This is a genomic window from Pseudomonas sp. RL_105y_Pfl2_101 (assembly GCF_963970585.1).
GTDB lineage: Bacteria > Pseudomonadota > Gammaproteobacteria > Pseudomonadales > Pseudomonadaceae > Aquipseudomonas.
The window spans coordinates 19,075-44,723 of the sequence record NZ_CAXAPG010000009.1 but is presented as its reverse complement, the minus strand read 5'-3'; the positions used below and the strand labels follow the sequence as shown (position 1 = coordinate 44,723).

Annotated in this window: 23 protein-coding genes and 1 pseudogene; 10 read left to right on the top strand and 14 right to left on the bottom strand. The window is 61.5% G+C overall.

Features of this window, described 5'->3' with window-relative positions; translation table 11 throughout:
• Positions 1-1,347, bottom strand: a complete 1,347-nt coding sequence (gene algB, locus AACY31_RS12910) for a sigma-54-dependent response regulator transcription factor AlgB (protein WP_339479778.1) — start codon at positions 1,345-1,347, stop codon at positions 1-3.
• 438 nt (positions 1,348-1,785) lie between these two features.
• Here algB and AACY31_RS12905 point away from each other — a divergent pair, with 438 nt between their 5' ends.
• The 5 genes from AACY31_RS12905 (at position 1,786) to AACY31_RS12885 (ending at position 6,249) form a co-directional block, all read left to right on the top strand.
• Positions 1,786-2,106: a hypothetical protein gene (locus AACY31_RS12905; RefSeq protein WP_339479777.1), complete on the top strand. Its 321-nt coding sequence runs from the start codon at positions 1,786-1,788 to the stop codon at positions 2,104-2,106.
• Between the two features lie 79 nt (positions 2,107-2,185).
• Positions 2,186-2,350, top strand: a complete 165-nt coding sequence (locus tag AACY31_RS12900; protein ID WP_003177151.1) for a DUF1328 domain-containing protein — start codon at positions 2,186-2,188, stop codon at positions 2,348-2,350.
• A gap of 2 nt (positions 2,351-2,352) precedes the next feature.
• The gene (locus tag AACY31_RS12895) at positions 2,353-2,793 is read left to right on the top strand and encodes an inhibitor of vertebrate lysozyme family protein (RefSeq protein ID WP_339479775.1); all 441 of its coding nucleotides are present in this window, start codon (positions 2,353-2,355) and stop codon (positions 2,791-2,793) included.
• 704 nt (positions 2,794-3,497) lie between these two features.
• Positions 3,498-4,829, top strand: a complete 1,332-nt coding sequence (gene gltP, locus AACY31_RS12890) for a glutamate/aspartate:proton symporter GltP (RefSeq protein ID WP_339479774.1) — start codon at positions 3,498-3,500, stop codon at positions 4,827-4,829.
• 190 nt (positions 4,830-5,019) lie between these two features.
• A complete protein-coding gene (locus AACY31_RS12885) occupies positions 5,020-6,249 on the top strand; it encodes a nucleoside recognition domain-containing protein (RefSeq protein WP_339479772.1) in 1,230 nt (409 codons plus the stop codon).
• 31 nt (positions 6,250-6,280) lie between these two features.
• Here AACY31_RS12885 and AACY31_RS12880 read toward each other — a convergent pair whose 3' ends face one another.
• The 10 genes and pseudogenes from AACY31_RS12880 to AACY31_RS12835 form a co-directional block, all read right to left on the bottom strand.
• A complete protein-coding gene (locus AACY31_RS12880) occupies positions 6,281-6,916 on the bottom strand; it encodes an ABC-type transport auxiliary lipoprotein family protein (protein WP_339479770.1) in 636 nt (211 codons plus the stop codon).
• On the bottom strand, positions 6,913-7,851 hold the full coding sequence (locus AACY31_RS12875; protein ID WP_339504541.1) for an MlaD family protein: 939 nt from the start codon (positions 7,849-7,851) through the stop codon (positions 6,913-6,915). Before AACY31_RS12875 ends, AACY31_RS12880 begins: the two co-directional genes overlap by 4 nt.
• A 1-nt stretch (position 7,852) precedes the next feature.
• Positions 7,853-8,656 (bottom strand): ABC transporter ATP-binding protein, encoded by an 804-nt coding sequence (locus AACY31_RS12870; RefSeq protein WP_339479766.1) that lies wholly within the window; start codon positions 8,654-8,656, stop codon positions 7,853-7,855.
• A complete protein-coding gene (locus AACY31_RS12865) occupies positions 8,653-9,801 on the bottom strand; it encodes an ABC transporter permease (protein ID WP_339479765.1) in 1,149 nt (382 codons plus the stop codon). The genes AACY31_RS12870 and AACY31_RS12865 overlap by 4 nt, the downstream gene beginning before the upstream one ends.
• A gap of 52 nt (positions 9,802-9,853) precedes the next feature.
• The gene (locus tag AACY31_RS12860; protein ID WP_339479764.1) at positions 9,854-10,879 is read right to left on the bottom strand and encodes a DUF5924 family protein; all 1,026 of its coding nucleotides are present in this window, start codon (positions 10,877-10,879) and stop codon (positions 9,854-9,856) included.
• Between the two features lie 203 nt (positions 10,880-11,082).
• On the bottom strand, positions 11,083-12,465 hold the full coding sequence (locus AACY31_RS12855; RefSeq protein WP_339479763.1) for a M16 family metallopeptidase: 1,383 nt from the start codon (positions 12,463-12,465) through the stop codon (positions 11,083-11,085).
• 185 nt (positions 12,466-12,650) lie between these two features.
• On the bottom strand, positions 12,651-14,309 hold the full coding sequence (locus tag AACY31_RS12850; protein ID WP_339479762.1) for a Na/Pi cotransporter family protein: 1,659 nt from the start codon (positions 14,307-14,309) through the stop codon (positions 12,651-12,653).
• Between the two features lie 343 nt (positions 14,310-14,652).
• Positions 14,653-15,420 (bottom strand): TerC family protein, encoded by a 768-nt coding sequence (locus tag AACY31_RS12845; protein WP_122567730.1) that lies wholly within the window; start codon positions 15,418-15,420, stop codon positions 14,653-14,655.
• A gap of 61 nt (positions 15,421-15,481) precedes the next feature.
• Positions 15,482-16,057 (bottom strand): annotated as a pseudogene (locus AACY31_RS12840) (citrate:proton symporter); the annotation flags it as partial.
• 128 nt (positions 16,058-16,185) lie between these two features.
• A complete protein-coding gene (locus AACY31_RS12835) occupies positions 16,186-16,512 on the bottom strand; it encodes a DOPA 4,5-dioxygenase family protein (RefSeq protein WP_339479760.1) in 327 nt (108 codons plus the stop codon).
• Positions 16,513-16,597: 85 nt separating this feature from the next.
• Here AACY31_RS12835 and AACY31_RS12830 point away from each other — a divergent pair, with 85 nt between their 5' ends.
• A complete protein-coding gene (locus AACY31_RS12830; protein ID WP_339479758.1) occupies positions 16,598-17,257 on the top strand; it encodes an NAD(P)-dependent oxidoreductase in 660 nt (219 codons plus the stop codon).
• A gap of 23 nt (positions 17,258-17,280) precedes the next feature.
• On the opposite strand, the gene AACY31_RS12825 is transcribed toward AACY31_RS12830, so the two are convergent.
• The gene (locus AACY31_RS12825; RefSeq protein WP_339479757.1) at positions 17,281-18,231 is read right to left on the bottom strand and encodes a choline sulfate utilization transcriptional regulator; all 951 of its coding nucleotides are present in this window, start codon (positions 18,229-18,231) and stop codon (positions 17,281-17,283) included.
• A gap of 114 nt (positions 18,232-18,345) precedes the next feature.
• Here AACY31_RS12825 and betC point away from each other — a divergent pair, with 114 nt between their 5' ends.
• From betC to AACY31_RS12810, 3 genes are all read left to right on the top strand, one after another.
• Complete coding sequence (gene betC / locus AACY31_RS12820) at positions 18,346-19,860, top strand: choline-sulfatase (RefSeq protein ID WP_339492884.1); 1,515 nt, start codon at positions 18,346-18,348, stop codon at positions 19,858-19,860.
• Between the two features lie 16 nt (positions 19,861-19,876).
• A complete protein-coding gene (gene choX / locus AACY31_RS12815) occupies positions 19,877-20,797 on the top strand; it encodes a choline ABC transporter substrate-binding protein (RefSeq protein ID WP_339479754.1) in 921 nt (306 codons plus the stop codon).
• Positions 20,798-21,025: 228 nt separating this feature from the next.
• The gene (locus tag AACY31_RS12810; protein ID WP_339479752.1) at positions 21,026-22,594 is read left to right on the top strand and encodes a SulP family inorganic anion transporter; all 1,569 of its coding nucleotides are present in this window, start codon (positions 21,026-21,028) and stop codon (positions 22,592-22,594) included.
• A gap of 113 nt (positions 22,595-22,707) precedes the next feature.
• Here AACY31_RS12810 and aroE read toward each other — a convergent pair whose 3' ends face one another.
• The gene (gene aroE / locus AACY31_RS12805) at positions 22,708-23,529 is read right to left on the bottom strand and encodes a shikimate dehydrogenase (RefSeq protein WP_339492883.1); all 822 of its coding nucleotides are present in this window, start codon (positions 23,527-23,529) and stop codon (positions 22,708-22,710) included.
• A gap of 13 nt (positions 23,530-23,542) precedes the next feature.
• Positions 23,543-24,457, bottom strand: a complete 915-nt coding sequence (gene hemF, locus AACY31_RS12800) for an oxygen-dependent coproporphyrinogen oxidase (RefSeq protein ID WP_339479749.1) — start codon at positions 24,455-24,457, stop codon at positions 23,543-23,545.
• A 163-nt stretch (positions 24,458-24,620) separates the two neighbouring features.
• Here hemF and AACY31_RS12795 point away from each other — a divergent pair, with 163 nt between their 5' ends.
• Positions 24,621-25,598: an NADPH:quinone reductase gene (locus tag AACY31_RS12795; protein ID WP_339492882.1), complete on the top strand. Its 978-nt coding sequence runs from the start codon at positions 24,621-24,623 to the stop codon at positions 25,596-25,598.
• Positions 25,599-25,649 lie beyond the last annotated feature (51 nt).

Here is a 25,649-nt window from a genome sequence, read left to right as displayed (position 1 = left end):
TCACAGGTTGTACTGCTTGCGTTTGCGGTACAGCGTGGAGGCATCGATACCCAAGGTCTTGGCTGCCTGGTCGAGGGTGTCGGCCGTGGCCAGCACCGCGCCGATATGGGCTTTTTCCAATTCGTCGAGGCTCAGTGCGGCACCGATGCGCGGCGCATTGTTGACCGGTTGCTCGGCCATGCCCAAATGACTGATTTCGACTTTTTCCTGAGGGCAGATAATGCTGGCGCGCTCGACCACGTTGCGCAGTTCCCGGATGTTGCCCGGCCAGCGATAGCCTAGCAGCGCTTCGCGCGCTTCGTCGCTGAAGCCCCGGGCCGGGCGCGCGTACTCCTTGACGAAGCGGGCCAGGAAGCGGTCGGCCAGGGTCAGGATATCTTCGACGCGTTCTCGCAACGGCGGCAGGTGCAGGGTGATGACGTTCAGGCGATACAGCAGGTCTTCGCGAAAACGCCCGTCGCGCACCATGTCTTCGAGGTTGAGGTTGGTCGCTGCGAGAATCCGCACATCGGCGCGGCGGGTGACCGGGTCCCCTACCCGCTCGTATTCCTTATCCTGGATAAAGCGCAACAACTTTGGTTGCAGCGTCAGCGGAAAATCGCCGATCTCGTCGAGAAAAAGCGTTCCGCCGTCCGCTTGGTTGACGCGTCCCAGGGTACTTTCGCTGGCGCCGGTGAAGGCCCCGCGGCTATGGCCGAACAATTCGCTTTCCATCAACTCAGCGGTCAGCGACGGGCAATTGATGGTGACGCAGGACTTTTTCGCGCGCTTGCTCCAGCCGTGGATCGCCTGGGCCAACTCGCCCTTGCCGGTGCCGGATTCACCGAGGATCAGGATGTTGGCATCGGTGCTGGCGACCTGGCGGGCGGTTTCCAGGACGACTTTCATCGCCGGGCTGTGGGAGTCGAGGCCGTCCTTGGGTTTGCGCACCTCCCCTTCAAGGGCTTCGAGCCTTGCCGACAGTTGGCGTACTTCCAATTGCTTGGCGGTCGCCAGGCGCAATTGATCAGGGCTGCAAGGCTTGACCAGATAATCGGCCGCCCCGGCCTGAATCGCATCGACCGCCGTATCGACCGCCGAGTGAGCGGTGACGATGACCACGCGCATCCAGGGAGCCTGGATACGCATTTGCGCCAGGACATCCAGACCGTTGTCCTCCCCCAGGCGCAGGTCGAGAAAACACAGGTCGAACACCTGGCGTTGCAGCAGTGCATCGGCCTGGGTGGCGCTGTTGGCGGTGGCGACGCTATAGCCCTCATCTTCCAGGCAGTATCGGAACGTACGCAGGATGGCGGACTCGTCGTCTACCAGGAGAATGCGGCCTTGGTGCTCAGTGGCGGATTCCATTTTTCCTACGCTCCTTTAATGAATGATGTTGGTTAGTGTCAGAAAAATCGGGCAAGTTGCATGGTCGATTCTGAAGGGATATTACCTACCGAGAATGGCCCTGTTGACGTCTGACTCCTAAAAGACTGATTTGAGTTCTTTTTTTTATGATTCGTCTGCTTCGGACGGTTCGCATCGCTCATTCTGACAGCGGTGTCTGACAGGCAATTCAAAAACAATCTAACGTCTTTTCTCCTTCATTCGTGCAATACGCACGACTCGCGGCTGGGTCATCGTGCAGGATGCGCTCTCGATACCTTGTATTTAATAATCAACTAATTGATTTTAAAGGTTTTTTCCTGTTGAAAAATCCTGGCACGCAGACTGCAAAGCTCTGGTCAACGTGGCGTTGGCGCGCCTCAATCAGATCACCACACCCGGGTGGGGAGGAATTCCAGGATGAATCTTCAAAGTGTCGCCCAATTTGGCGCCGCTCAATTTAAAAGTGCCGCCCAGTTGCGGCGATCTTCCCTGCACATCCAGCAAGGCCTGTGGGCTGTCCTGGCGCTGCTGGTTACTCTCGTAACGGGCCAGCAATGGTTGCTCTGGCATGAAAGCCAACGACCCGAAGCGCCGCAGGTGTCGATTCACCGTGCCTCGCAAACCCATTTCAGCGCCGTCAGCAGCCTCAAAGAAGCGTCCGCTTCAATGCGCATGATGGATGTTGACCAGGCTCAGCCATTGACTGCCATGCCGCGTGAAGAGCGCTGGGTGTTTTAACCCGATGAGCCGGTCGTCCATGCGCCGGAACCATCACCGCAAGACCTTCACTAAATAGAGAAGCGTAAGGAGAATTACCATGTTGAGCTGGGCAATTACCTTCCTGATCATTGCCATCATCGCTGCCGTACTGGGCTTCGGTGGTATCGCAGGCACCGCCACGGGCATCGCCAAGATTCTCTTTGTCGTGTTTCTGGTGATGTTCATCGCGTCCTTCTTCTTTGGCCGTCGTGGCCGAGGCTGACCATGGGCGTTTCATTCAAAGGACTGGCCGCCGCCCTGTTGCTGGGCGGCAGTGCCATGGCAGTGGCTGCCAATGACGGGCAGATGCGCGTCAACCAGTTGCTGGAGGCCGACCCGCAATACCGCGAGACCTGGCAGCACGTCGTACAAAAAGAAGAACGCCTGCCCGAATGGGTGATGAACCTGTCGGGCGATTCGGATCAGATGCATGCTGTCGTGGAAGATGGCGACAAGTATCTGGTGGGACCGCTGTGTGAAAGCCAGGCAACGTGTCGCAGCAAGCACCTGATCGTTGCCTTCAGTTTCGACAAGGACGAGGCCTATGCCATGTTGGTGCAAGTCCCCGCCGGGCTGCCCGCCGACTACCGTTTCCTCGGCAAGCCCGATGAAGGTATGCAGAAACTGTTAATGGAACCACTCAAGAAAGACCCCAACAGGTACTGATTTTGAAAAATGAGAAAAGCAGCCCTGCTTTTCTCTGCTGCACAGCCCGAGGAGGGCCGGTGCATGACCAGGGGGCCGGGACGTTCTGACCGATGAGGGTCGGAGTGACCTACGGGCACAAGGGGTGCCTGCGAAAGGGCCGGGTCAGGTAAAAGCTGCGACGCAGGTTCGCGAAGCCCTCACGGCTTGGCGAACTTGCCTCGCGCTTCGTGGCGTAAGAGGCTTGCGCCAGAGCGGTTGCCTGAGTGGGCGCCGTAGGCCGCTCGGCGATGCGGCATTTTGTCTCCTCCCACCTATTTATTCCCCTTTCCCTGACCGTATATCGGAGAATGCCGACGCAATTTCTCCCGGGGGGCGCGTCTCGATTCGCGGCCGTTACAACGGTTCCCCACGCTTGCGAGAGAAAGCCCAGCTACGCTGAAATGGCCGGCTCGCGGCACTTATGCCTGCATAAATGGCGTATTCGAACCGCTTGGAAGGCGGGTTTCGTTTGAAAAATCTCATGCCGATTCGGCATAGGGTAGGCGTTTACGGCATTAGACGAGTCCCCCTTGCATCGCAATAGTTGCGCCTTTTTTCGCCTGCCAGTAAGCGCGCTCACGCGCTCGGGGTGACCTTATACGGGGGCAGGGGCGCGAGTGTTTTTCGTCATCGACGATCTGTTCGCGCCACTGTCCGAGTCCAACTGAAGTAAGGGTAATGATATGAAGAAGGCACGACTAAGCCTCGCCTGGCAGATCCTCATCGGTCTGGTGCTCGGGATTGCATTGGGCGCGCTGCTCAACCATTTCAGTGCCGAGAAGGCCTGGTGGATCAGCAACGTGCTGCAACCGGCGGGCGATATCTTTATCCGTCTGATCAAGATGATCGTGATCCCGATCGTGATTTCCTCGCTGATCGTCGGCATTGCCGGGGTCGGTGATGCCAAGAAGCTCGGGCGCATCGGCCTCAAGACCATCCTTTACTTCGAAGTCGTCACCACCATCGCCATTGTCGTTGGCCTGCTGCTGGCCAACTTCTTCCAGCCGGGCACCGGCATCGACATGAGCACCCTGGGTACGGTGGATATTTCCAAGTACCAGGCCACGGCCGCGGAAGTCCAGCATGAACATGCGTTCGTCCAGACCATCCTCAACCTCATCCCGTCGAACATCTTCGCCGCCGTTGCGCGTGGCGAGATGCTGCCGATCATTTTCTTCTCCGTATTGTTCGGTCTGGGTCTGTCCAGCCTGCAATCGGACCTGCGCGAGCCGCTGGTGAAAATGTTCCAGGGCGTGTCGGAAAGCATGTTCAAGGTCACCCACATGATCATGCAATACGCCCCCATCGGTGTGTTCGCCCTGATCGCGGTGACGGTCGCCAACTTCGGCTTCGCGTCGCTGCTGCCGCTGGCGAAACTGGTGCTCCTGGTTTACGTCGCCATCGCCTTCTTCGCCTTCGTGGTGTTGGGCCTGATCGCCCGCCTGTTCGGTTTCTCGGTGCTCAAGCTGATGCGCATCTTCAAGGATGAGTTGGTGCTGGCCTATTCCACCGCCAGTTCCGAAACCGTGCTGCCGCGCGTGATCGAGAAAATGGAAGCCTACGGCGCGCCGAAAGCCATCTGCAGCTTCGTGGTGCCCACCGGTTATTCGTTCAACCTCGACGGTTCGACCCTGTACCAGAGCATCGCGGCGATTTTCATCGCCCAGCTGTACGGCATCGACCTGTCCATCAGCCAGCAATTGCTGCTGGTACTGACCCTGATGGTCACCTCCAAAGGCATCGCCGGCGTGCCGGGCGTGTCCTTCGTGGTGCTGCTGGCCACCTTGGGCAGTGTCGGCATTCCGCTGGAAGGTTTGGCCTTCATTGCCGGTGTCGACCGCATCATGGACATGGCCCGTACCGCGCTGAACGTCATCGGCAACGCCCTGGCCGTGCTGGTCATCGCCCGCTGGGAAGGCATGTACGACGATGCCAAGGGCCAGCGCTACTGGAACTCCTTGCCGCACTGGCGCAGCAAAGAGCCGCTGCCGGTGGGGGAAACTTCCAGTAATTGATGCCTGCCTTGAGGCCGCCATCGCGAGCAGGCTCGCTCCCACAATGACGAGTGTTCCTTGTGGGAGCGAGCCTGCTCGCGATGGTGGCGGCACATTCAACATCAAGCCAAGCAAACCCCGGAGAAATCCGGGGTTTGTCGTTTCTGCCAGCCCCGCTATCATTCGCGGCATCTTCCGGGGGATTTGACCGATGCTCAATGGCCTGTGGCTTGGCTTCTTTATCGTGGCAGCCGTATCGGCGCTGGTGCAGTGGTTGATCGGCGGCAACGCCGGGATCTTTGCGGCCATGGTGGAAAGCATTTTCGCCATGGCCAAGTTGTCGGTGGAGGTGATGGTCCTGCTGTTCGGCACCTTGACCCTGTGGCTGGGCTTCCTGCGCATCGCTGAGAAGGCCGGCATCGTCGACTGGCTGGCCAAGGTCCTCGGCCCACTGTTCCTGCGGTTGATGCCGCAAGTGCCTGCCGGCCACCCGGCCATCGGCCTGATTACCCTCAACTTCGCCGCCAACGGCCTGGGACTGGACAACGCGGCCACCCCCATCGGCCTCAAGGCCATGCGCGCCCTGCAAGACCTCAACCCCAGCCCGACGATCGCCAGCAATGCGCAGATCCTGTTCCTGGTACTCAACGCCTCGTCGCTGACGCTGCTGCCGGTAACGATCTTCATGTACCGCGCGCAGCAAGGCGCGCCAGACCCGACCCTGGTGTTCCTGCCGATCCTGCTCGCCACCAGCGCTTCGACCCTGGTGGGGCTGCTGTCGGTGGCGTTCATGCAGCGCCTGCGGTTGTGGGACCCGGTGGTGCTGGCTTACCTGATCCCGGGTGCGCTGGCGCTGGGCGGTTTCATGGCGCTGCTGGCGACGCTCTCGGCCACGGCGCTGGCGGGGTTGTCATCGATCCTGGGCAACCTGACGCTGTTCGGCTTGATCATTGTGTTCCTGGTGGTGGGCGCCCTGCGCAAGGTCAAGGTGTATGAAGCCTTCGTCGAAGGCGCCAAGGAGGGCTTCGACGTCGCCAAGACGTTGCTGCCATACCTGGTAGCGATGCTGTGCGCGGTGGGCGTGCTGCGGGCTTCGGGGGCGCTGGATTTCGGCCTGGACGGCATCCGGCATCTGGTGCAGTGGGCCGGCTGGGACACGCGCTTCGTCGATGCCTTGCCGACCGCGATGGTCAAGCCGTTCTCCGGCAGCGCCGCCCGGGCGATGCTGATCGAGACCATGAAGACTTCCGGCGTCGACAGCTTCCCGGCCATGGTGGCGGCGACCGTCCAGGGCAGCACCGAGACCACGTTTTACGTGCTGGCGGTCTATTTCGGCGCCGTGGGCATCCAGCGGGCGCGCCATGCCGTGGGGTGTGCGCTGCTGGCCGAATTCTCCGGGGTCGTGGCGGCGATTGGCGTTTGCTACTGGTTCTTCGGCTGAACCCCAATCCTTGGCTTCAGGTGGCGCGTCTTCAGTAAGGCGAAGGCGTTGCGAAACGCTGGCCTTGCTCCAATGTCCAGGTCACCACCTCGGCCGTCAGCCGGTCACCGGCCCGGCCAAAGCCGTCCACCACCGCCGGCACTTTTACATCGCTCAATGACTGGCGCACTTCAAAACGGCGACTGGCCAGGATGCGCTGGTCGAACCCGCGCACCAGCAGCGCGTCCAGGCGAATCACCACGCTGGCCGCAGTGCCCTGGTATTCGGTTTGGAACGCCTGCAATTGCCCGCCCAGCTCCAGGTCTGCTTGCAGATTGCTGTCGGCGACGCTCAACAACCTGACGCGTCCATCCTGGGCGAAGCCATCGAGCAGGCGATTGCGCAACAACACCGGGGCGGGGTCGCTCCAGCGCGAGGCAGCGTAACTACTGAACAGATTGCCCTGGGGGATCACCGCGATTTTCGGGCTGTTGAGCACCTCGCTGGCCTGGGGGCTGGCCAGGCGCAGCGACCAGCTCACCGTCGTGCCCGCAGATGCCGGGACCTGGGTGGCGGGTAAGCGATACACATCCGAAGGTTCGGTCTTGGGCAAAATCGAGCACCCGCCCACCAGGACAAATCCTGCCAGCAAGAGAAAAGGGCGGATAAACCGGTTGGACGGCTTCATGGCGTGAACTCCTTGTCCTTGTCATTGCCCAGCAAATAGCCACTGGGGTTGGCATCCAGGCGCCGGGAGATCCCCCGCAAGGCACTCAGGGTTTCGCGCAGCTCACGCACGGCTGGGCCCAGGGCATTGAGGCCTTGCATGCCGTTATTCAACGAATCGCGGTTATCGCTCAACAGTTTGTCGAGGGTCGCGGTGCTGCGAGCCAGGGACTGCATGGCTTGGCCGGCGTTGCTGAACGCCTGTTGGCCCTGGTCGTTAAGCAAACCATTGGCGTTGCGCATCAACGCGGTGGTCTGTTCCAGCGTGGCGCTGGCCTGTTTGCCGATGGACGCCAGTTGCTGCATGGTCTGGCGAATATCGCCGCGCTGCTCGGCAATGACCCCGGTGGTTTGCTCCAGATGCTCGAGGGTCTTGCCCAGGCTTTGGACGTTGTCCGAGGAAAACACTTCATTGGCGTTGTGCAGCAGCAGGTTGATGCTGGTCATCAAGTCATCGCTGTTGTTGAGCAGGCGGGCGATAGGCGAGGGCGCGGCGATGATCACCGGCGGTTCGCCGTCGCGTCCCTTCAGCGCCGGGCTTTGGGGCGTGCCGCCACTGAGCTGGATAATCGAGGTACCGGTGATGCCGGTCAGTGCCAGCTTGGCCTGGGTGTCTTGCTTGATGGGCGTTTCCCCGCTCAAGCGCACCCGCGCCAGCACCCGGCGCGGATCGTTCGGGTCCAGGCGCAGGTTGACGACGTCACCGACCTTGATCCCGCTGTACTCCACCGAACTGCCTCGGGACAACCCGCTGACCGCCTCGTTGAACACCACTTCGTAATCCTTGAACTCGCTGTCCACGCTGGACTTGGCCAGCCATAGGCCAAACAGCAGGGCGCCGGCCACCACAATGACGGTGAACAGACCGATCAGCACATGATGGGCTCGGGTTTCCATGTCAAACCTCGTTCGATTGTGTAGCGGCCGACAACGCCGCGCGGCCGCGAGGGCCATGGAAGTATTCGTGAATCCAGGCATCATCGGTTTCCGACACCTTGTCGATGACATCGGCCACTCGTACTTTTTTCTGCGCCAGCACCGCCACCCGGTCGGTGATGGTGTAGAGGGTGTCCAGGTCATGGGTGACCAGGAACACGCTCAAGCCCAGGGCATCGCGCAGTGTCAGGATCAACTGGTCGAACGCCGCCGCACCGATGGGGTCGAGGCCGGCGGTGGGTTCGTCGAGAAACAGGATGTCCGGGTCCAGGGCCAGTGCACGGGCCAGGGCGGCGCGCTTGATCATGCCGCCGGACAGCGAGGCGGGGTACTTGTCTGCGGCCGAGAGTGGCAGGCCGGCCAACGCGAGTTTCACCGCCGCCAAGTGCTCGGCGTCGGCCCGGCTGAGCCCGGCGTGTTCGATCAGCGGCAGGGCGACGTTCTCTGTCACGGTCAGTGACGAAAACAGCGCGCCTTTCTGGAACAACACGCCAAAGCGCCGTTCCACCCGCGAACGTTGTTCCGGGGGCAGGCTCGGCAAGTCCTCGCCGAACACCCGCACGGAACCCGCGCTGGGCCGGTTCAGGCCGACGATGCTGCGCAGCAGCACCGATTTGCCGCTGCCGGAGCCGCCGACCACGGCGAGAATCTCGCCCTTGTACACGTCCAGGTCGAGGTTTTCATGCACGCTCTGGCGGCCAAAGCGATTGCACAGGCCCCGCACTTGAATCACCGCCTCGGTGGGCGGCCGTAAGGGTTGGCTCACCAGTTCATCTCCATGAAAAACAGCGCGGCCACGGCATCGAGCACGATCACCACGAAAATCGACTGGACCACGCTGGACGTGGTGTGAGCCCCGACCGATTCGGCACTGCCACTGACCTTGAAACCTTCCAGGCAACCCACGGCGGCGATCAGGAAGGCAAAGATCGGCGCCTTGACCATCCCCACCAGAAAATGCTGAACGCCAATGTCTGACTGCAACAGCGTCAGGAACATGGCCGGTGAAATACCCAGCGACAAAGCGCAGACCACGCCGCCGCCGATAATGCCCGAAAGCATGGCCAGGAAGGTCAGCATCGGCAGCGCCACCAACAGCGCCAGCACCCGTGGAATCACCAGCAACTCGACCGGATCAAGGCCAAGGGTGCGGATCGCGTCGATTTCTTCATTGGCCTTCATCGAGCCGATCTGCGCGGTGAACGCGCTGGCGGTGCGGCCCGCCATGAGGATGGCCGTGAGCAACACGCCGAATTCGCGCAGGAACGAGAACGCCACCAGGTCCACGGTAAAGATGCTGGCGCCGAAATCGGCCAGCACCGTCGCGCCGAGGAACGCCACCACCGCGCCCACCAGAAACGTCAGCAGGGCGACGATGGGGGCCGCGTCCAGGCCGGTCTGTTCGATATGTACGACCATCGCTGTCATGCGCCAGCGCCTGGGGCGAAACAGGTTGCGGGCCAGGGTTTCCAGGATCAGACCAACAAAACCCAGCAGTTGCAGGGTGTCTTGCCAGACTCTGTCCACGGCGCGGCCGATCCGTGTCAGCAGCTGTGTCATCACGCTGACCTGCGGCTCTTTCACCGGCACACAGAAGTCCGTCAGCGAACAATAGACCGTCTGCAGCAGCGCCCGCTCGGCGGCTGGCAAGCGGCAATCGGGGTGCTCGGCGGTCTTGCCCAGCCGTTCCGACCCCAGCAGCTCCACCAGCAACGAAGCCCCAGCGGTGTCGAGGGCGCCGAGGCCGTTGAGGTCGATCAGCGTGTCCTCGCCGTATTGGCCGCGCAAGGATTCGCTCAAGCGCTTGAGCTGCGCGTAATGGGCCAGCGTCCAGTCACCGCTGACCCATAACTGCGCCGGAGAGCGAGACGTGTCCAGCCGGGCAGTGCCCGTGTGGGATCCGGGGGTCATAAGCTCCATGCTCGTTCGACTTGAACAGCGCTACCTAATAGCACGACCGCCGTCATTTTGCCTCGGGTGTGGCGGCGCGCACAGAGAAACGCAGCACGCCGATCACCTGGCCATTTTCCGTCAGCACCCGTACTTGCCATTTGCCCGTCGGGTCTTGCGGGAAGTTCTGCTTGTGGGTCCAGGCGCGATAACCGTCCTTGCGCCCGCCGTGGATGTCCAGGGCGATGCGGTCGACTTCTTTGCCGTTGAACTGCCAGACGTGATAAATCCGCTCATCCAGTCCTCGCGGCGCGTTGATGGCGGTGTAGGCATACAGGCCGTTGCCGCGGATCTGGGCCGCACTGACCTCCTTGAGGCTGGCGCCCGGCGTGCGGTCCTCCAGTTGGGTGCTGATCGCCACTTCGGTCATCCACAGCGTGGCCGGCGGTACCCAGGAGCGCAGCACCCAGCCAGTGGCGCCAATCCCCAGGGTGATGCACAGGATCGCCAGGGCGTTGCGCACGGTGCGGATCGGGAAGATCGAGGCCAGGCTGGGAAACGACAGCAGCATGGCAATGCCCAGCGCCAGCTTGAAGCTCTGGTCGGTGGTCAGGTGCAGGATCACCGGCAACGCCGTGAGCAGGGCGGCGAACAGCGTCAGCGTGTGCAACGCCAGGAACGCCCAGCGCCGAGGCGCCAGCCATTTGTAGTACAGCGGGTCGATGATCGAAATCAGCGCCGCGATCGTCAGCAGGCCGGTGAAAATCAGCTGGCTGCTGTTCCAAGTGGTGGTGATGAAGAAAAACGGCAGGACGAAAAACAGGCTTTCCTGGTGAATCATCTGCGTGGCGTAGCGCAACAGCGGCTGGGGGATTTCTCGTTTGAAAATCCGCGCGAACAGCCGGGTCATGCTGTTCTCGACCATCAACCAGAGCCAGCTCACCAGCATCACGATGGCAATCCAGGTCGCCAGGCCCTGCTGGCGGTCCACCAGCATGAAGCTGCCGACCCCGGAGATGAACCCGCCGAGGGCAATGACCCCTGGATAGCGCTTCATCAGTTCAAGGATGCGCTGGATGTAGAGAGTCAGGTTTTGCATTCGGTGGTTTCACAGTAAGTCGTAGGAAACATCCCTGGCAGAGTATCGCCAGGACGTCGATGTGACGAGTGTTCTTGTGGCGAGGGCATTTAGCAAAACTTGGCATCTCCCTGTAGGCGCTGCCGAAGGCTGCGATCTGTTGATCTTGATCTTTCACTTGGGATTCAAGCGCCAGGGGAAAGATCGCAGCCTCGTTGCGCTCGTCAGCTCCTACGTCGCCGGCGTACTTGCCACATCACCATTGCGAGCAACAGCAACCCCAGCAAACCTGCCACCCCCCAGACGAGCTCATCGTCACTGAGCAACGGCTTCTCGATGCGCAGGTAACCCGGGTCCTTGAGCAGTTCGCGCAGGGCCACGTTGGCCTGTTCCAGGCTCACCTCTTGCAGGCGCAGGGCCGGGTTGGCGAAACGGCCGTCTTCATAATCGCCCAGGGCGCCCCAGTAGTAATCGGCCATTGCGCTGTTGCCTTGAACCGCCCAGGACTGATGGGCAATGGCCGCGCGTTTGATGCGCACGAAGCTGGCGGGGTCCAGGCCATCCTTGAGCAATTTTTTGCGCAGTTCTTCCAGCGCCTGTTCGGCTTGGGGCAAGTTTTCGCGTGACAGGTCCGCGTTCAGGCTGAAGAAGCCAACGCCGCCGAACACCTCGCGCTCGGTCCACGGTCCGTAGGACAAGCCACGGGCCAGGCGCAATTGGCGATAGAGCGCCCAGTCCAGATAATCCTTGAGCAGTGCGAAGGTTTCGTCATGCTGCTCGTCCAGCACCGGCTCCGGAAACAGCCAATGAAGCTTGGCGCTGTTGCCGACCAGGCCATGGATCAGGTTGCGCTTGGTGACCGCCTTGTAGCGGATCTGTGGCAGCGCCTCGTGTGGGCTGGGCTCCACCGGCTCGAGTTCGCCAAAGGCGCGTTCCAGGTAGGCCGGCAACAGTCGGTCGAGGTCGCCAACCACGATCAGTGTCATGTTGTTCGGTGCATACCAGTCCTTGCGCACTTGTTCGAGGCGGGCGAGGGTATGGCGCTCGACCTCGGCCCGTTCCGCGCAGCGCAGGCCCAACTCAACCGCCAGTTGATTGCTGGCCTTGTGACCTAGGTCCTGATGATCGAGCCAGCGTTGCAGATGGGTGTAGTGGCCACCGTCCTCGCGTTCCACCACGCGCTTGGCCGCCTCCAGGGCTTTTTCATCGATACGGGTGCGGGTCAGCAGCGCCAGCAGCAGGTCCAGGACCTTGCGTTGATTGCGCGCTGGCGCCTCGATGACGAACGTGGTGTCGGCGTTGCTTGTGAAGGCATTCCACTCGCCACCCAAGGCCTGCATGCGCTCCTCCAGGCCGCCTTCACCACTCTCATCGACGCCGCTGAACAGCAGGTGTTCGAGCAGGTGCGGCAGTTCCTTGTCAGCGCAACTGAAGTCGTCCAGGCCCACGCCGACCACCAAGCGGATCGCCACATGCCCGCGCTCGGTGCCGGGTTTGAGCATCAGTTGCAGGCCGTTGGGCAACGTATAGCCTTCGACCTGGAACCGGTCCAGGGCGACCACGGGCAGTGAGCCGAGCAAAAGAACGGCGAGCAACAGACAACGCATAAAGGCTTCCTGGCGGCTGAGTGGCGGTCCATGGTGCCGGGCAGGCCGTCATCGGCGGCTCGCCGCCCGGAGTCAGCTCGCTCCCCCATCGAATCTATGCGGTGTTCATGACAGTGGGAGCAGGCGGGCCGGCGAACGGTTTCAGGCCCGAGCCTTTGTTACTGACTGACCAATGCGCCAGTCGTTCACGGCGAATGGGTAATGTCGCTAATTTCATCCACCGCCAGCGCGCCGATCTCGGCCGTCTCCAGGACCACATAGGCACTGCCGCAAAACAGCGAATTGAGCCGCCTCATGTCGGCGATCAGCTCCAAGTGAAGGGAACTGGTCTCCAGGCTTTGCACGACCTTGCGCTGTAGACGGCTGACATGGGCGTGGGCCATGCGCCGTTCCTGCGCCCGAAAGCGACGTTTCTCACGCAGCAACTGCCGGGCGCTTTCCCGGTCGGCACTGAGAAAAACCGACAGTCCCAGCCGCAGGTTGGCGATCAAGTGGCTGTGCAGCCCCGCCAATTCCTGCAGGCCAACCTCGGAAAAGGAGCGACGTTGCGAGGTCTTCTGTTGCTGGACCTTGCGCAACATGCGCTCGATCAGGTCGCTGGCCAGTTTCAGGTTGATCGCCAGCTCGATGATTTCCGCCCAGCGGCGGCTGTCCTGTTCACTGAGGTCCTCACGGGGCATTTGCGCCATGTACAACTTGATTGCGCTGCACAACGCTTCGACGTCGTCATTCATGCGCCGTACGTCCTGGGTCACCGCCGTTTGCGTACCCCGCAGCACGTCTAGCATGGCTTCGAGCATGCTTTCGATCAGGTCGCCAATGCGCAAGGTTTCCCGGGCCGCGTTCGCCAGTGCCAGGCTCGGGGTGGCGAGGGCGGTGGGGTCCAGATGTCGCGGTTTGGCCGTGCCATTGGTGTCCGGACGTTCCGGCAGCAGCCAGGCACAGAGCCGCGCCATGGGGGCGACGCTGGGCAGCAGCACCAGGCAACGCACGGTGTTGTAGAGCAGATGGAAACCAATCACCGTTTCCTGGGCGCTGAAATCCAGGCCGTCGAGCCAGCCCACCAGCGGGTCGAGCACTGGAATGATCAACAACAGCCCGATCAGCTTGTACAGCAGGCTGCCCAGCGCCACCTGGCGCCCGGCGGTGTTCTGCATGCTGGTGCTGAGGAACGCCAGTACCCCGCTGCCAATGTTGGCGCCGATCACCAGGCCGATGGCCACTGGCAGGCTGATCACCGCGGCGCCGGCCAGGGTCGCGGTCAACAGCACGGCCGCCAGGCTGGAATAGGAGATCATCGCGAATAACGCACCGACCAAGGCGTCGAGCAGAATGTCGCCAGTGAGCGAGGCGAAGATCACTTTCACGCCCTGGGCATGGGTGATGGGCGCCGCGGCTTCGACGATCAACTGCAAGGCCAGGATGATCAGACCGAGGCCGATGCCGACCCGGCCCATCTGCCCGGCGCGGGTCTGTTTGCGCGACAGGAAAAAAATGACCCCGAGGAAAATCAGCAGCGGCGACAGCCACGATAGGTCGAGGGTCAGCACCCGCGCCATCAGCGCGGTGCCGACATCGGCGCCGAGCATCGTCGCCAGGGCCGGGGTCAGCGCCATCAGGCCCTGGCCGACGAACGAGGTGACGAGCATGGCCGTGGCGTTGCTGCTCTGGACCATGGCCGTGACCATGATGCCGGCGATAAACGCCAGCCAGCGCCGGGACATGTTCTGGCCGATGACATGGCGCAGGTTCGAGCCATAGACCCGCAAAATGCCGGTGCGCACGATGTGCGTGCCCCAGATCAGCAGAGCCACGGCGGAGAGCAAATTCAGCAGGGTCAGCATGAGAAGCCCCCTGTTAGCGTCCCAAAGGAACAAATAGACGATGCCACATTCTTCTTTCTTGTACTTAAGCTGTAGTTGGCGAACGGTTCGGGCGCCAGCATTGCACAGCTAAAGAATCGTTTGAAACAAAACTGTCATGAAAATAAATTCCTCGAAAACACCTCAAACCCTGTGGGAGCGAACCTGCTCGCGATGGCGGCAGCACATCCAACACCACCGGTTCAGACAGACCGCTTTCGCGAGCAGGCTCTCACAGTTGCTCAAGCAAGCGGATCGAGCGGGCGATTTTCTGCCGGCATGAAAAAGGGGCTCCAAGAGCCCCTTCATTCATTGCCCTATACCGTTACTGACCCGGCATATCCTTGCGCAGTTTCACCGGATCCTGCTGCTTGCGCTTGCGCGCCATGGCAGTGCGCATCTTGATGTTGAACGCTTCCACCGCCAGGGAGAACGCCATGGCGAAATAGACGTAGCCTTTTGGCACATGCACGTCCAGCGACTCGGCGATCAGCACGGTACCGACCACCAGCAGGAACGACAGCGCCAGCATCTTCAGCGACGGGTGCTTGTCGATGAACGCGCTGATAGTGCCCGCCGCCAGCATCATCACCAGCACCGCCACGATAATCGCCGCCACCATGACCGGTACATGGGAGACCATGCCCACGGCGGTGATGACCGAATCCAGGGAGAACACGATGTCGATGATCGCGATCTGGACGATGGTGTAGATGAAGCTGCCGCCCTTGCCCGTAGGCGTCTCGCCGGTTTCGTCTTCGCCTTCCAGCGCGTGGTACATCTCCTGGGAGCTTTTCCACAGCAGGAACAGGCCACCGAAGAACAGGATCAGGTCACGACCGGAGATGCCCTGGCCGAACACTTCGAACAAGTCGGCAGTCAGGCGCATGACCCAGGTGATGGACAGCAGCAACAGGATCCGCGTGACCATGGCCAGCGCCAGGCCGAAGATCCGGGTGCGCGCCTGCATGTGCTTGGGCATGCGGCTGACCAGGATCGAGATCATGATGATGTTGTCGATGCCCAGGACAATTTCCAGGGCGGTCAGGGTGAAGAAGGCAACCCAGATTTCCGGATTGGTCAGCCATTCCATGTGAGTTCCTTTGAGCGAGTATTAGGCCGCGCCGCTGATGGCGACGCAACGGGCATTGCTTTTATAGAGTGCTGAATAGCGGAAAAATCCCCATCAGCAATGCGGCGAACATTATGCAGAGGCAAACCAGTATTGCCCACTTCAGGGTGAAGCGCTGGTGGTCGCCGAACTCGATTCCGGCCAACGCTACCAGCAGGTAGGTCGACGGAACCAGTGGGCTTAACAGGTGGACAGGCTGGTCGACGATGGAAGCACGGGCCATTTCAACGGCGGTGACGCCGTAATGGCTGGCTGCCTCGGCGAGAACCGGTAACACCCCGTAATAAAATGCATCGTTAGACATGAAGAACGTGAACGGCATGCTCACCAGCGCGGTAATCACGGCCAGGTACGGGCCGAGGAACTCCGGGATGACCGCCAGCAGGCTCTTGGACATGGCGTCGACCATGCCGGTGCCGGACAGGATGCCGGTAAAGATACCGGCCGCGAAAATCAGCCTGACCACCGCCAACACGCTGCCGGCGTGGGCCGCGACGCGGTCTTTCTGCTGTTGCAGGCACGGGTAGTTGACGATCATCGCGATGCTGAAGGCCACCATGAACAGCACTGGCAGCGGCAACAGGCCGGCGATCAGCGAGCACTCTGGTTAAAACCATGGGGTTTAACCCAGGTTCCGTCAGCGTCATCAATGATGACAACGCGCGTGAGCTGAAGCTGATTATCTGAGCGATCCAGCGCCAAAAGCCGATAGCGCATGAACTGGACTCAGAACCCCGAAAGATCCAACGGCCGCACCGCGCCCATCCAGATCGCATGGTCGGTGTGATCGGCCAGGTTATCGCCAGTCTCCGGGTGCATGAAAATCACCAGGCCTTTGCGATTGAGCGCCAACCATGGCAAGACTACGCCGATGTACTGCGGCTCGAACGCCAGTTGACAGCTCCAGTCCGGATGCGGGCCGACCGGGCGTTGGTGGACGCGGCCCATTTTCAGCGGGAACAGTTGCGCCGCTTCCTCGCACAGGGCCCGCGCCTGGTCGAGGGTATGGGCGTCGAAATACACGTGGGCGTGATAGCCCTTGATCCGCTGCATCTGTCACTCCTTGATAAAGAGGCCGAACCCTCACCGTTTTTCGCGGGTCAGAGGCCTTATACGCGGAAAAAAAGGAAAACCAGCCATGAAAAATGCCGAAACCTCGGTCATCAAAGTGGTGCTTTATGGTGCCATGAGCAGCCTTGGCAGTGCATTGATGGCTGAAATGCTGCGCCGCCAGCACGAGGTCATCGCCATTCTCGACGATCTTACCGCCCTGGCGCCGCGCCCGGGCCTGCGGACCAAGACCGGTGATCTTTTCGATCCCGAGCGGGTCAAGCAAAGTGTTGCCGGTGCCAGCGCCGTGGTGTGTCTGCTGAACGCGCCGGGGTTGCCGATGAACAGCGAACAAGTGGAACGCACATGGATGCCGGGCCCTGTGGAGCAGGTGTTGGCCGTGGACGCACTGATCGCTGGCATGCAGGCGGTGGATATTGCGCGGCTGTTCCTGGTCGGCGACTTTGCGACGCTCGACGAGGAGCCGGCGGATGACGATTTGCAACGCCATGGCGCCGAAGAAGTGCTCGATGCCCTGAAGAACAGCACCTTGCAGTGGACCTTGATCAACGCACCCTATGCCGCGCCAGGCTTGGGCATCGAACATTTCAGCCAGGTCAGTACCAGCCTCGAACCCGGTCTGGCCGAATCCTTGGAGCGGCTTAATCGAGTGGCGGTCGGCATTGCCGATGAGCTGCGCTTGAATCTGCATGTGGGCCAGCACGTCAGTTTCGTCGCGGCCATGTAGACGCTGCCCAAGGTGTGGTTCTTTCAAACCGCAATAGAAGGCAACGGCAGCCCGGTCAGTGATTCAGCGCTATTGGCCTGTTCTTCCATCAGCCAATCGACGAATTGCCTGATCAATGCGCCACGGCGTTTACGCTGGGGCAAGACCACGTAATACCCCAGCCGCGACGGCACCGCTTCAGCGATCGGGCGACATAGCAGGCCCTGCGCCAATAAGTTATCCACAAGGTGACGCCAGCCGATGGCAACACCCTGGCCGCCAATCGCCGCCTGGATGAGCAGTGTGTAGTTGTCGAAGCGCAACTGCCCTGGGGCCGGCGGCGAAGTGATGCCCAGCTCGCGAAATACGCCACTCCAGTCGAACCAACTGTTGCTGTTGTCCGCTCGCAGGTGCAGTAACGGAAGTTCCGCCAAGGCCTGGACCGGCAAGGGCCTGGGGTGTTCCTTGAGCAACAGCGGGCTGCACACCGGAAAGACTTCCTCGCTGAACAGCCAGCGACTTTCGCCTTGCTTGAAGCGACCGTCGCCGAACAATACGGCAACGTCGATATCGGAGCGCAGCATGTTGTGGTTGCGTTCGCTGGTCACCAGGCTCACGTCCACCTGCGGGTTGGCCGCGTGAAAGCGATGCAGGCGCGGCATCAGCCAATAGGCGGCGAACGCGAAATCCGTGGCGACTTGCAGCACCTCATGCTGATGCTGGGCGGTGATCGCGCTCAGCCCGGCATCGATGCTCTGCAAGCCGGCCTGTACCTGCTCGAACAGGATCGTCCCGGCCTCGGTCAGTTCGATGCCGCGATAGATGCGGTCGAACAACCGCGTACCCAGTTGCTCTTCCAGGCGCTTGATCTGCTGGCTGATGGCCGGTTGCGTGGTGCCCAGCTCAATCGCCGCCGCGGTGAAACTGTGTTGGCGCGCCGCGGCTTCAAAGGCGCGGAACAGTTCCAGCGACAGGTTACCCAGAGCGTCATACATAAGCTGTGCTTATCCTAGTCATTGTCCTGTATGGGCTTTACCCAAAAACCTTGGGGCTACATGCTCAATCGCAGCAATATCGCATAACTATCTACTATGGAATGCCGCGAATACATGAAGCGCAAGAACATTCTTTTCATCATGGCCGATCAAATGGCCGCGCCAATGTTGCCGATCTACGGTCCTTCGCCGATCAAGCTGCCGAACCTGTCGCGCCTGGCCGCCGAGGGCGTGGTGTTCGATGCCGCCTATTGCAACAGCCCGCTCTGCGCGCCGTCGCGTTTTACCTTGGTGAGCGGTCAGTTGCCGAGCAAGATCGGTGCGTACGACAACGCGGCGGATTTCCCGGCGGACGTGCCGACTTACGCCCATTACCTGCGCCGCCTTGGTTACCGCACGGCGCTGTCCGGCAAGATGCACTTTTGCGGGCCGGACCAGTTGCACGGCTACGAAGAGCGCCTGACCAGCGACATTTACCCGGCCGACTACGGCTGGGCGGTGAACTGGGACGAGCCGGACGTGCGGCCGAGTTGGTATCACAACATGTCGTCGGTGTTGCAGGCCGGGCCATGTGTGCGCACCAACCAGCTGGATTTCGATGAAGAAGTGGTTTTCAAGGCCCAGCAGTACCTGTTCGATCACATCCGCGAGGACGGCGACCAGCCGTTTTGCCTCACGGTATCGATGACGCACCCACACGACCCGTACACGATTCCCAAGGCGTTCTGGGATTTGTATGACGACAACGACATCCCTTTGCCGCAAACCCCGGCGCAAACGGCGCTCGATCCACATTCCCAGCGGCTGCTGAAGGTCTATGACCTGTGGGACAAGCCAATGCCTGTGGATAAGATTCGTGACGCCCGCCGTGCCTATTTCGGCGCATGCAGCTACATTGACAGCAATGTCGGCAAGCTGCTGCAGACCTTGGAAGACACCGGTCTACTGGACGACACGATCATCGTGTTCTCCGGCGATCACGGGGACATGCTCGGTGAAAAGGGTCTCTGGTACAAAATGCACTGGTTCGAAATGGCTGCCCGCGTCCCGTTGCTGATCAGTGCGCCGGGGCAGTTCGCCAGCGGCCGGGTGAGCGCGGCCGTGTCCACCGCCGACTTGCTGCCGACCCTGGTGGAGCTGGCCGGCGGCACGCTGGAACCGGGCATGCCGCTGGATGGCCGTTCGCTGCTGCCGCACCTGCAAGGGCAGGGCGGGCATGATGAAGTCTTCGGTGAATACATGGCCGAAGGCACCATCAGTCCCTTGATGATGATCCGTCGCGGCCCGTGGAAATTCATCTACAGCGAAGATGACCCGTGCCTGCTGTTCGACGTACGCAACGATCCCCAGGAACTGGAAAATCTCAGCCAATCCCCTGAGCATCAACCCCTGTTCGCCGAATTTCTGGCCGAGGCGCGTGCCAAGTGGGACATCCCGACGATTCATCAACAGGTGCTCGCCAGCCAGCGGCGCCGCCGCTTCGTCGCCCAGGCGCTGGCCCTGGGTAAACTCAAGAGCTGGGATCACCAGCCGCTGGTGGACGCCAGCCAGCAGTACATGCGTAACCACATCGACCTCGACGATCTGGAGCGCAAAGCCCGTTATCCACAACCCTGCCAAAACCAATAACGTAAGGGGCATGCACATGCAAAAGTTATCCACAGTACTGACCGCCGGACTGTTGGCGTTGAGCAGTGTTTCGGCCTGGGCCGAGCAAAGCTGCGAAACCGTGAAGATGGCCGACCCGGGCTGGAGCGATATCGCCGCCACCAATGCCATCACCGGTTTCCTGCTGGACGGGATGGGCTACAAGGCCAAGGTCGACACCCTCGCGGTGCCGATTACCTTCGGTGGCCTCAAGGACGGCCAGATGGATGTGTTCCTGGGTAACTGGATGCCGGCGCAGCAGGGTTTCTATGACAAGTTCGTGGCCAATGGCGACGTCACGCAACTGGCCAAGAACCTGGACGGCACTGAATTCACCCTGGCGGTTCCGGACTATGTCTGGGATGCCGGTGTGCATAACTTTGCCGACCTGAACAAATTCGCCGACAAGTTCGGCAAGAAGATCTACGGCATCGGCTCCGGCGCCCCGGCCAACCTCTCCCTGAAAGAAATCATCAAGACCAATGACTTCGACATGGGCGAGTGGAAATTGGTGGAATCCAGCGAGCAGGCGATGTTGGCGGAGGTCTCCCGGGCGGTGAAGAAACAGAAATTCGTGACCTTCCTTGGCTGGACACCGCACCCGATGAACGTGCAACTGAAAATGCACTACCTCAAGGGTGGCGAGAAATACTTCGGCGACACGGGCAGTGTCTACACCCTGACCCGCAAGGGTTATGCACAGGACTGCCCGAACGTGGGCAAGCTGTTGACCAACCTGAGTTTCACCCAGGACATGGAAAACAGCATCATGGCCGAGGTGGTGAACAACAAGGTCAGCAACGCCGATGCGGCCAAGGCTTGGATCAAGGCCAACCCGGCGGTCCTGGATAAATGGCTGGACGGTGTGAAGACCCTCGATGGCAAGGATGCGCTGGCGGCGGTGAAGGCCAAGCTCTAGGCATAATGGCGAGTGGCTCTTGTGGCGAGGGAGCTTGCTCCCGCTGGGCTCAGTAGGAGCTGTGTAGGAGCTGTCGAGTGCAACGAGGCTGCGATCTTTCCCAGGCACTTGAAGATCAAAAGATCGCAGCCTTCGGCAGCTCCTGCAGTGAAGCCCAGCGGGAGCAAGCTCCCTCGCCACATGGGTTCACCTGATACTCTTGCGCCAACCCCCCATCCTTGAGGCCCCATGGCAATCCCCACGCGCCGTTCACTCTTGCCTTTCCTGAGCTGGCTGCCCCGGCAGACCCGCGCCAGTGTCGGCCGTGACCTGATCGTCGGCCTGAGCGGCGCGATTCTCGCGTTGCCGCAGTCCATTGCCTACGCCCTGATTGCCGGGTTACCACCGGAATACGGCTTGTATGCGGCGATCGTGCCGGTGCTGATCGCCTGCCTGTGGGGTTCGTCGTGGCACCTGATTTGCGGGCCCACGGCGGCGATTTCCATCGTCTTGTACGCCACCGTCAGTCCGCTGGCCGTGCCTGCCAGCCAGGACTACATCACCTTGATCCTGCTGCTGACAGTGTTGGCGGGTGTTTTCCAATGGTTGCTGGGGTTGCTGCGTTTCGGTGCGCTGGTGAATTTCGTCTCGCACTCGGTGGTGCTGGGTTTCACCCTGGGCGCGGCGGTGGTCATTGCCCTGGGGCAGTTGCCGAACCTGCTGGGCCTCGACTTGCCGAACGAAGCCACGGCGCTGAGGGGGCTGCTGATGTTGGTCGAGCACATCGGGGCTGTGGATAAGCCGTCGCTGCTGCTGGGGTTGGGGACCCTGGTCCTGGGCGTGGTGCTCAAGCGCTTGCTGCCGCGCTGGCCGAGCCTGTTGATAACGTTAGTCATCAGCAGCCTGGTGGTCTGGTTGTGGCCGGTGATGTTCGGGCATGTGGCGCTGGTCAGCGCCTTTGCCGGGCGCCTGCCACCGCTCTCGCTGTTGCCATTGGACCTGGAACTGATCCTGCGCCTGCTACCCGGGGCTGTTGCGGTGGGCATGCTTGGGCTGGTCACCAGCCTGTCCATCGCCCGCTCGCTGTCGGTACGTTCCGGGCAATTGCTCGATGCGAATCAGGAGGTGAGGGCGCAGGGGCTTTCCAACATCGTTGGCGGATTTTTCTCCGGATCATTGTCGGCCGGTTCCTTTACCCGTTCCGGCCTCAGCTATGAAGCCGGGGCCTGCTCGCCCCTGGCCGGGGTGTTCTCGGCCTTGTGGGTGGCGTTGTTTGCGGTCGCTGGGGCGAGACTGATCGCGCACATACCGATTCCGGCCATGGCCGGCAGTATTTTGCTGATCGCCTGGGGGCTGGTGGATCATCGCGGTCTCCGGGCGTTGTACCGCGTGAGCCGCGCCGAATTCGTGGTGATGAGCCTGACCTGCCTGGCCACGTTGCTGCTGGAGCTGCAAACTGCTATCTACGCCGGCGTACTGGCCTCGCTGTTCTTTTACCTCAAGCGCACTTCACAGCCGCGGGTGCAGCATTTTCGCGAAGGGGAGGCGGAGATCCTGCGGGTCGGCGGCTCGATCTTTTTCGGCGCCAGCCATTACCTGCAAGCGCGCCTGCAACGGTTGCAGGCGCAGCGGGTGGTCATCGATGCCCAGCAGATCAACTTCATCGATTATTCCGGGGTGGAAATGCTCCACCAGGAAGCCCGGCGCCTGCGCAGCCAGGGGCGCAGCCTGACCTTGCGCATGGCCCGGCCGCAGGTGGTGGAGGAGTTGATGAAGCTGGAGGGGGCGCAGAAGTGCCCGATTCACTTCGAGGACTGAACTGATTCAACCCTGTAGGAGTTGCCGAAGGCTGCGATCTTTTGATTTTGATCCTTTCACTTGTGGCTCAATTGCCTGGGACAAGATCGCAGCCTCGTTGCACTCGACAGCTCCTACAGCGCCAACTGGCGGCGCAGTTCGGCCAGTACTGGCGCGGTGTCGGGGCGTATCCCGCGCCACAGGTAGAACGCTTCGCTCGCCTGTTCGGCGAGCATGCCCAGGCCATCCATTGCCACCGCCGCGCCGTGTTCATTGGCCCAACGGCAGAATGAGGTCGGTTCCTTGCCATACATCATGTCGTAGCAAACCGTCTTGCCGGGCTCGATCAAGCAGGTGGCAATCGGCGGTACATCCCCCGACAGGCTCGCGGAGGTGGCGTTGATGATCAGGTCCACCGGCTCTTGCAGCCAGTCGAAGCCGCTGGCTGAGACCGGGCCCAGGTCGGCGAACAACTCGGCCAGCAATTCGGCTTTTTCCACCGTGCGATTGGCGATGATCACCGAGGCCGGCGCTTCGGCCAGTAGCGGTTCCAGGGCGCCACGCACTGCGCCACCGGCCCCCAGCAACAGGATGCGCTTGCCCCGGAGGTTGAAGCCGGCATTGACGGTCAGGTCCCGGACCAGCCCGGCGCCGTCGGTGTTGTCACCCAACAGACGACCGTCGGCCAGTTTGCTCAACGTATTGACCGCCCCGGCCCGCTGGGCCCGCTCGGTCAGGGTATCGGCCAGGCGGAAGGCGTCTTCCTTGAAGGGCACTGTGACGTTCGCCCCACGCCCCTCGCGGAAAAATGCCTGGGCGCAACCGGCGAAATCCTCCAGCGGTGCCAGCAGCGTGCTGTAGTCCAGGGTTTGCCCGGTCTGCTCGGCAAACAGGCGATGGATCAACGGCGACTTGCTGTGGCCGATCGGGTTACCCATTACAACGTAGCGGTCCATGAAAAATCCCCGTTCAGGCCTTCGCCAGCCAATCGCGATCTTGCAGGAAGTACTCGGTCAGCCGCGCTTCTTCGCTGCCCGGCTCGGCTTTCCAGTCGTAGCCCCAGCGCACTTGCGGTGGCAGGGACATCAGGATCGATTCGGTACGCCCGCCCGATTGCAGCCCGAACAGGGTGCCGCGGTCGTAGACCAGGTTGAACTCCACGTAGCGCCCACGGCGAAATTCCTGGAATTCCCGCTGTTTGGCGGTGAACGCGTCGTGCTTGCGGCGGCGCACGATCGGCAGGTAGGCATCGATGTAGGCGTCGCCGATGGCGCGGATGAAGGCGAAGCAGGTGTCGAAATTCCACGCGTTCAGGTCGTCGAAAAACAGGCCGCCGATGCCCCGGGGCTCGTTGCGATGCTTGAGATGGAAGTAGCTGTCGCACCAGGCCTTGTAGCGCGGGTACACCTCGGGGCCGAACGGCGCGCAGGCCTGCTCGGCGACACGGTGCCAATGGACGCAGTCTTCCTCGACGCCGTAGTAAGGCGTCAGGTCGAAGCCGCCGCCAAACCACCAGACCGGCTCTTCGCCTTCCTTTTCGGCGATGAAGAAACGCACGTTGGCGTGGGAGGTCGGCACGTGCGGGTTGTGCGGGTGGATCACCAACGACACGCCCAAGGCTTCGAAGCCGCGCCCGGCCAGTTCTGGCCGATGGGCGCTGGCCGAGGGGGGCAGACCGCTGCCGAAGACGTGGGAAAAGTTGACGCCGCCCTTTTCGATCACCGTGCCGTTTTCGATCACCCGCGTGCGACCGCCACCACCGGCCGGCCGGGTCCAGGCATCTTCGATGAAGCGAGTGCCGCCGTCTTCGGCTTCCAGGGCGGTGCAGATACGGTCTTGCAGGTCGAGCAGGTAGGCTTTCACGGCCTCGGTGCGAGTGGACATGACATCACCTTGATCAGGGCTACGCTACGCGGCGTATAGCGGGCCGGTGGCAAATGGGCGCACAGGATACCACCGCACTTGCCCACACCACAGTTGACGACGGTCAAGCTTAGGAGTCCGATAGCAGGCTTGGTAAAAGTCCTGCGACAAGGAGAAAGTGAAGATGGCCAAACGTATCCAGTTCAGTTCCCACGGCGGTCCCGAAGTGCTCGAGTACGCCGATTACTCGCCTGCCGAGCCGGGCCCGCAGCAGGTGCGCGTCAGTAACAAAGCGATCGGCCTGAATTTCATCGACACCTACTACCGCAGCGGCCTTTATCCGCCACCGGCGTTGCCATCAGGCCTGGGTGCCGAAGGCGCGGGTGTGGTCGAGGCGATCGGCTCGCACGTCACGCGGTTCAAGGTCGGCGACCGGGTGGCGTACGGCAGCGGCCCGCTGGGGGCCTACAGCGATGTGCATGTGTTGCCCGAGGCCAACCTGGTGCATTTGCCCGAATCCATCAGTTTTGAACAGGCGGCGGGCGTGATGCTCAAGGGCCTGACCGTGCAGTACCTGTTGCGCCAGACCTATGAACTCAAGGGCGGCGAAACCATCCTGTTCCACGCCGCCGCCGGTGGCGTGGGTTCCCTGGCTTGCCAGTGGGCCAAGGCCTTGGGCGTGAAGCTGATCGGCACCGTCAGTTCGCCGGAAAAAGCCGCCATCGCCAAATCCCACGGTGCTTGGGAAACCATCGACTACAGCAAGGAAAACGTCGCCCAGCGGGTGCTGGAACTGACTGACGGCAAGAAGGTGCCTGTGGTGTACGACGGGGTGGGCAAGGACACCTGGCTGACCTCCCTGGACAGCGTCGCCCCCCGTGGCCTGGTGGTGAGCTTCGGCAATGCCTCGGGTGCGGTGGAGGGTGTGAACCTGGGAGTTCTCGCGGCCAAGGGCTCGCTGTACGTCACCCGCCCGACCCTGGCGACTTACGCCAACAACGCCGAAAACCTGCAGCGCATGGCCGATGAACTGTTTGCAATGATCGCCAGCGGTAAGCTCACCGTCGACATCAACCAGCGTTATCCACTGGCGCAAGCGGCCAAGGCTCAGGCCGAGCTGTCGGCGCGGCGGACGACGGGGTCGACCGTGCTCCTGCCTTGAATGACCGCGTGTTTTTGATGGCCTCATCGCGGGCAAGCCTTGCTCCCACAG

What these genes read in the sequence shown, in the direction of transcription:
- algB (WP_339479778.1), bottom strand. Translation starts at nt 1,347, where the DNA reads ATGGAATCCGCCACTGAGCACCAAGGCCGCATTCTCCTGGTAGACGAC.
- AACY31_RS12895 (WP_339479775.1), top strand. Translation starts at nt 2,353, where the DNA reads ATGGGCGTTTCATTCAAAGGACTGGCCGCCGCCCTGTTGCTGGGCGGC.
- AACY31_RS12855 (WP_339479763.1), bottom strand. Translation starts at nt 12,465, where the DNA reads ATGCGTTGTCTGTTGCTCGCCGTTCTTTTGCTCGGCTCACTGCCCGTG.
- AACY31_RS12905 (WP_339479777.1), top strand. Translation starts at nt 1,786, where the DNA reads ATGAATCTTCAAAGTGTCGCCCAATTTGGCGCCGCTCAATTTAAAAGT.
- AACY31_RS12875 (WP_339504541.1), bottom strand. Translation starts at nt 7,851, where the DNA reads ATGGAAACCCGAGCCCATCATGTGCTGATCGGTCTGTTCACCGTCATT.
- choX (WP_339479754.1), top strand. Translation starts at nt 19,877, where the DNA reads ATGCAAAAGTTATCCACAGTACTGACCGCCGGACTGTTGGCGTTGAGC.
- AACY31_RS12880 (WP_339479770.1), bottom strand. Translation starts at nt 6,916, where the DNA reads ATGAAGCCGTCCAACCGGTTTATCCGCCCTTTTCTCTTGCTGGCAGGA.
- AACY31_RS12835 (WP_339479760.1), bottom strand. Translation starts at nt 16,512, where the DNA reads ATGCAGCGGATCAAGGGCTATCACGCCCACGTGTATTTCGACGCCCAT.
- aroE (WP_339492883.1), bottom strand. Translation starts at nt 23,529, where the DNA reads ATGGACCGCTACGTTGTAATGGGTAACCCGATCGGCCACAGCAAGTCG.
- AACY31_RS12825 (WP_339479757.1), bottom strand. Translation starts at nt 18,231, where the DNA reads ATGTATGACGCTCTGGGTAACCTGTCGCTGGAACTGTTCCGCGCCTTT.
- AACY31_RS12900 (WP_003177151.1), top strand. Translation starts at nt 2,186, where the DNA reads ATGTTGAGCTGGGCAATTACCTTCCTGATCATTGCCATCATCGCTGCC.
- AACY31_RS12810 (WP_339479752.1), top strand. Translation starts at nt 21,026, where the DNA reads ATGGCAATCCCCACGCGCCGTTCACTCTTGCCTTTCCTGAGCTGGCTG.
- gltP (WP_339479774.1), top strand. Translation starts at nt 3,498, where the DNA reads ATGAAGAAGGCACGACTAAGCCTCGCCTGGCAGATCCTCATCGGTCTG.
- AACY31_RS12865 (WP_339479765.1), bottom strand. Translation starts at nt 9,801, where the DNA reads ATGACCCCCGGATCCCACACGGGCACTGCCCGGCTGGACACGTCTCGC.
- AACY31_RS12860 (WP_339479764.1), bottom strand. Translation starts at nt 10,879, where the DNA reads ATGCAAAACCTGACTCTCTACATCCAGCGCATCCTTGAACTGATGAAG.
- AACY31_RS12845 (WP_122567730.1), bottom strand. Translation starts at nt 15,420, where the DNA reads ATGGAATGGCTGACCAATCCGGAAATCTGGGTTGCCTTCTTCACCCTG.
- AACY31_RS12795 (WP_339492882.1), top strand. Translation starts at nt 24,621, where the DNA reads ATGGCCAAACGTATCCAGTTCAGTTCCCACGGCGGTCCCGAAGTGCTC.
- AACY31_RS12885 (WP_339479772.1), top strand. Translation starts at nt 5,020, where the DNA reads ATGCTCAATGGCCTGTGGCTTGGCTTCTTTATCGTGGCAGCCGTATCG.
- AACY31_RS12830 (WP_339479758.1), top strand. Translation starts at nt 16,598, where the DNA reads ATGAAAAATGCCGAAACCTCGGTCATCAAAGTGGTGCTTTATGGTGCC.
- hemF (WP_339479749.1), bottom strand. Translation starts at nt 24,457, where the DNA reads ATGTCCACTCGCACCGAGGCCGTGAAAGCCTACCTGCTCGACCTGCAA.
- AACY31_RS12850 (WP_339479762.1), bottom strand. Translation starts at nt 14,309, where the DNA reads ATGCTGACCCTGCTGAATTTGCTCTCCGCCGTGGCTCTGCTGATCTGG.
- betC (WP_339492884.1), top strand. Translation starts at nt 18,346, where the DNA reads ATGAAGCGCAAGAACATTCTTTTCATCATGGCCGATCAAATGGCCGCG.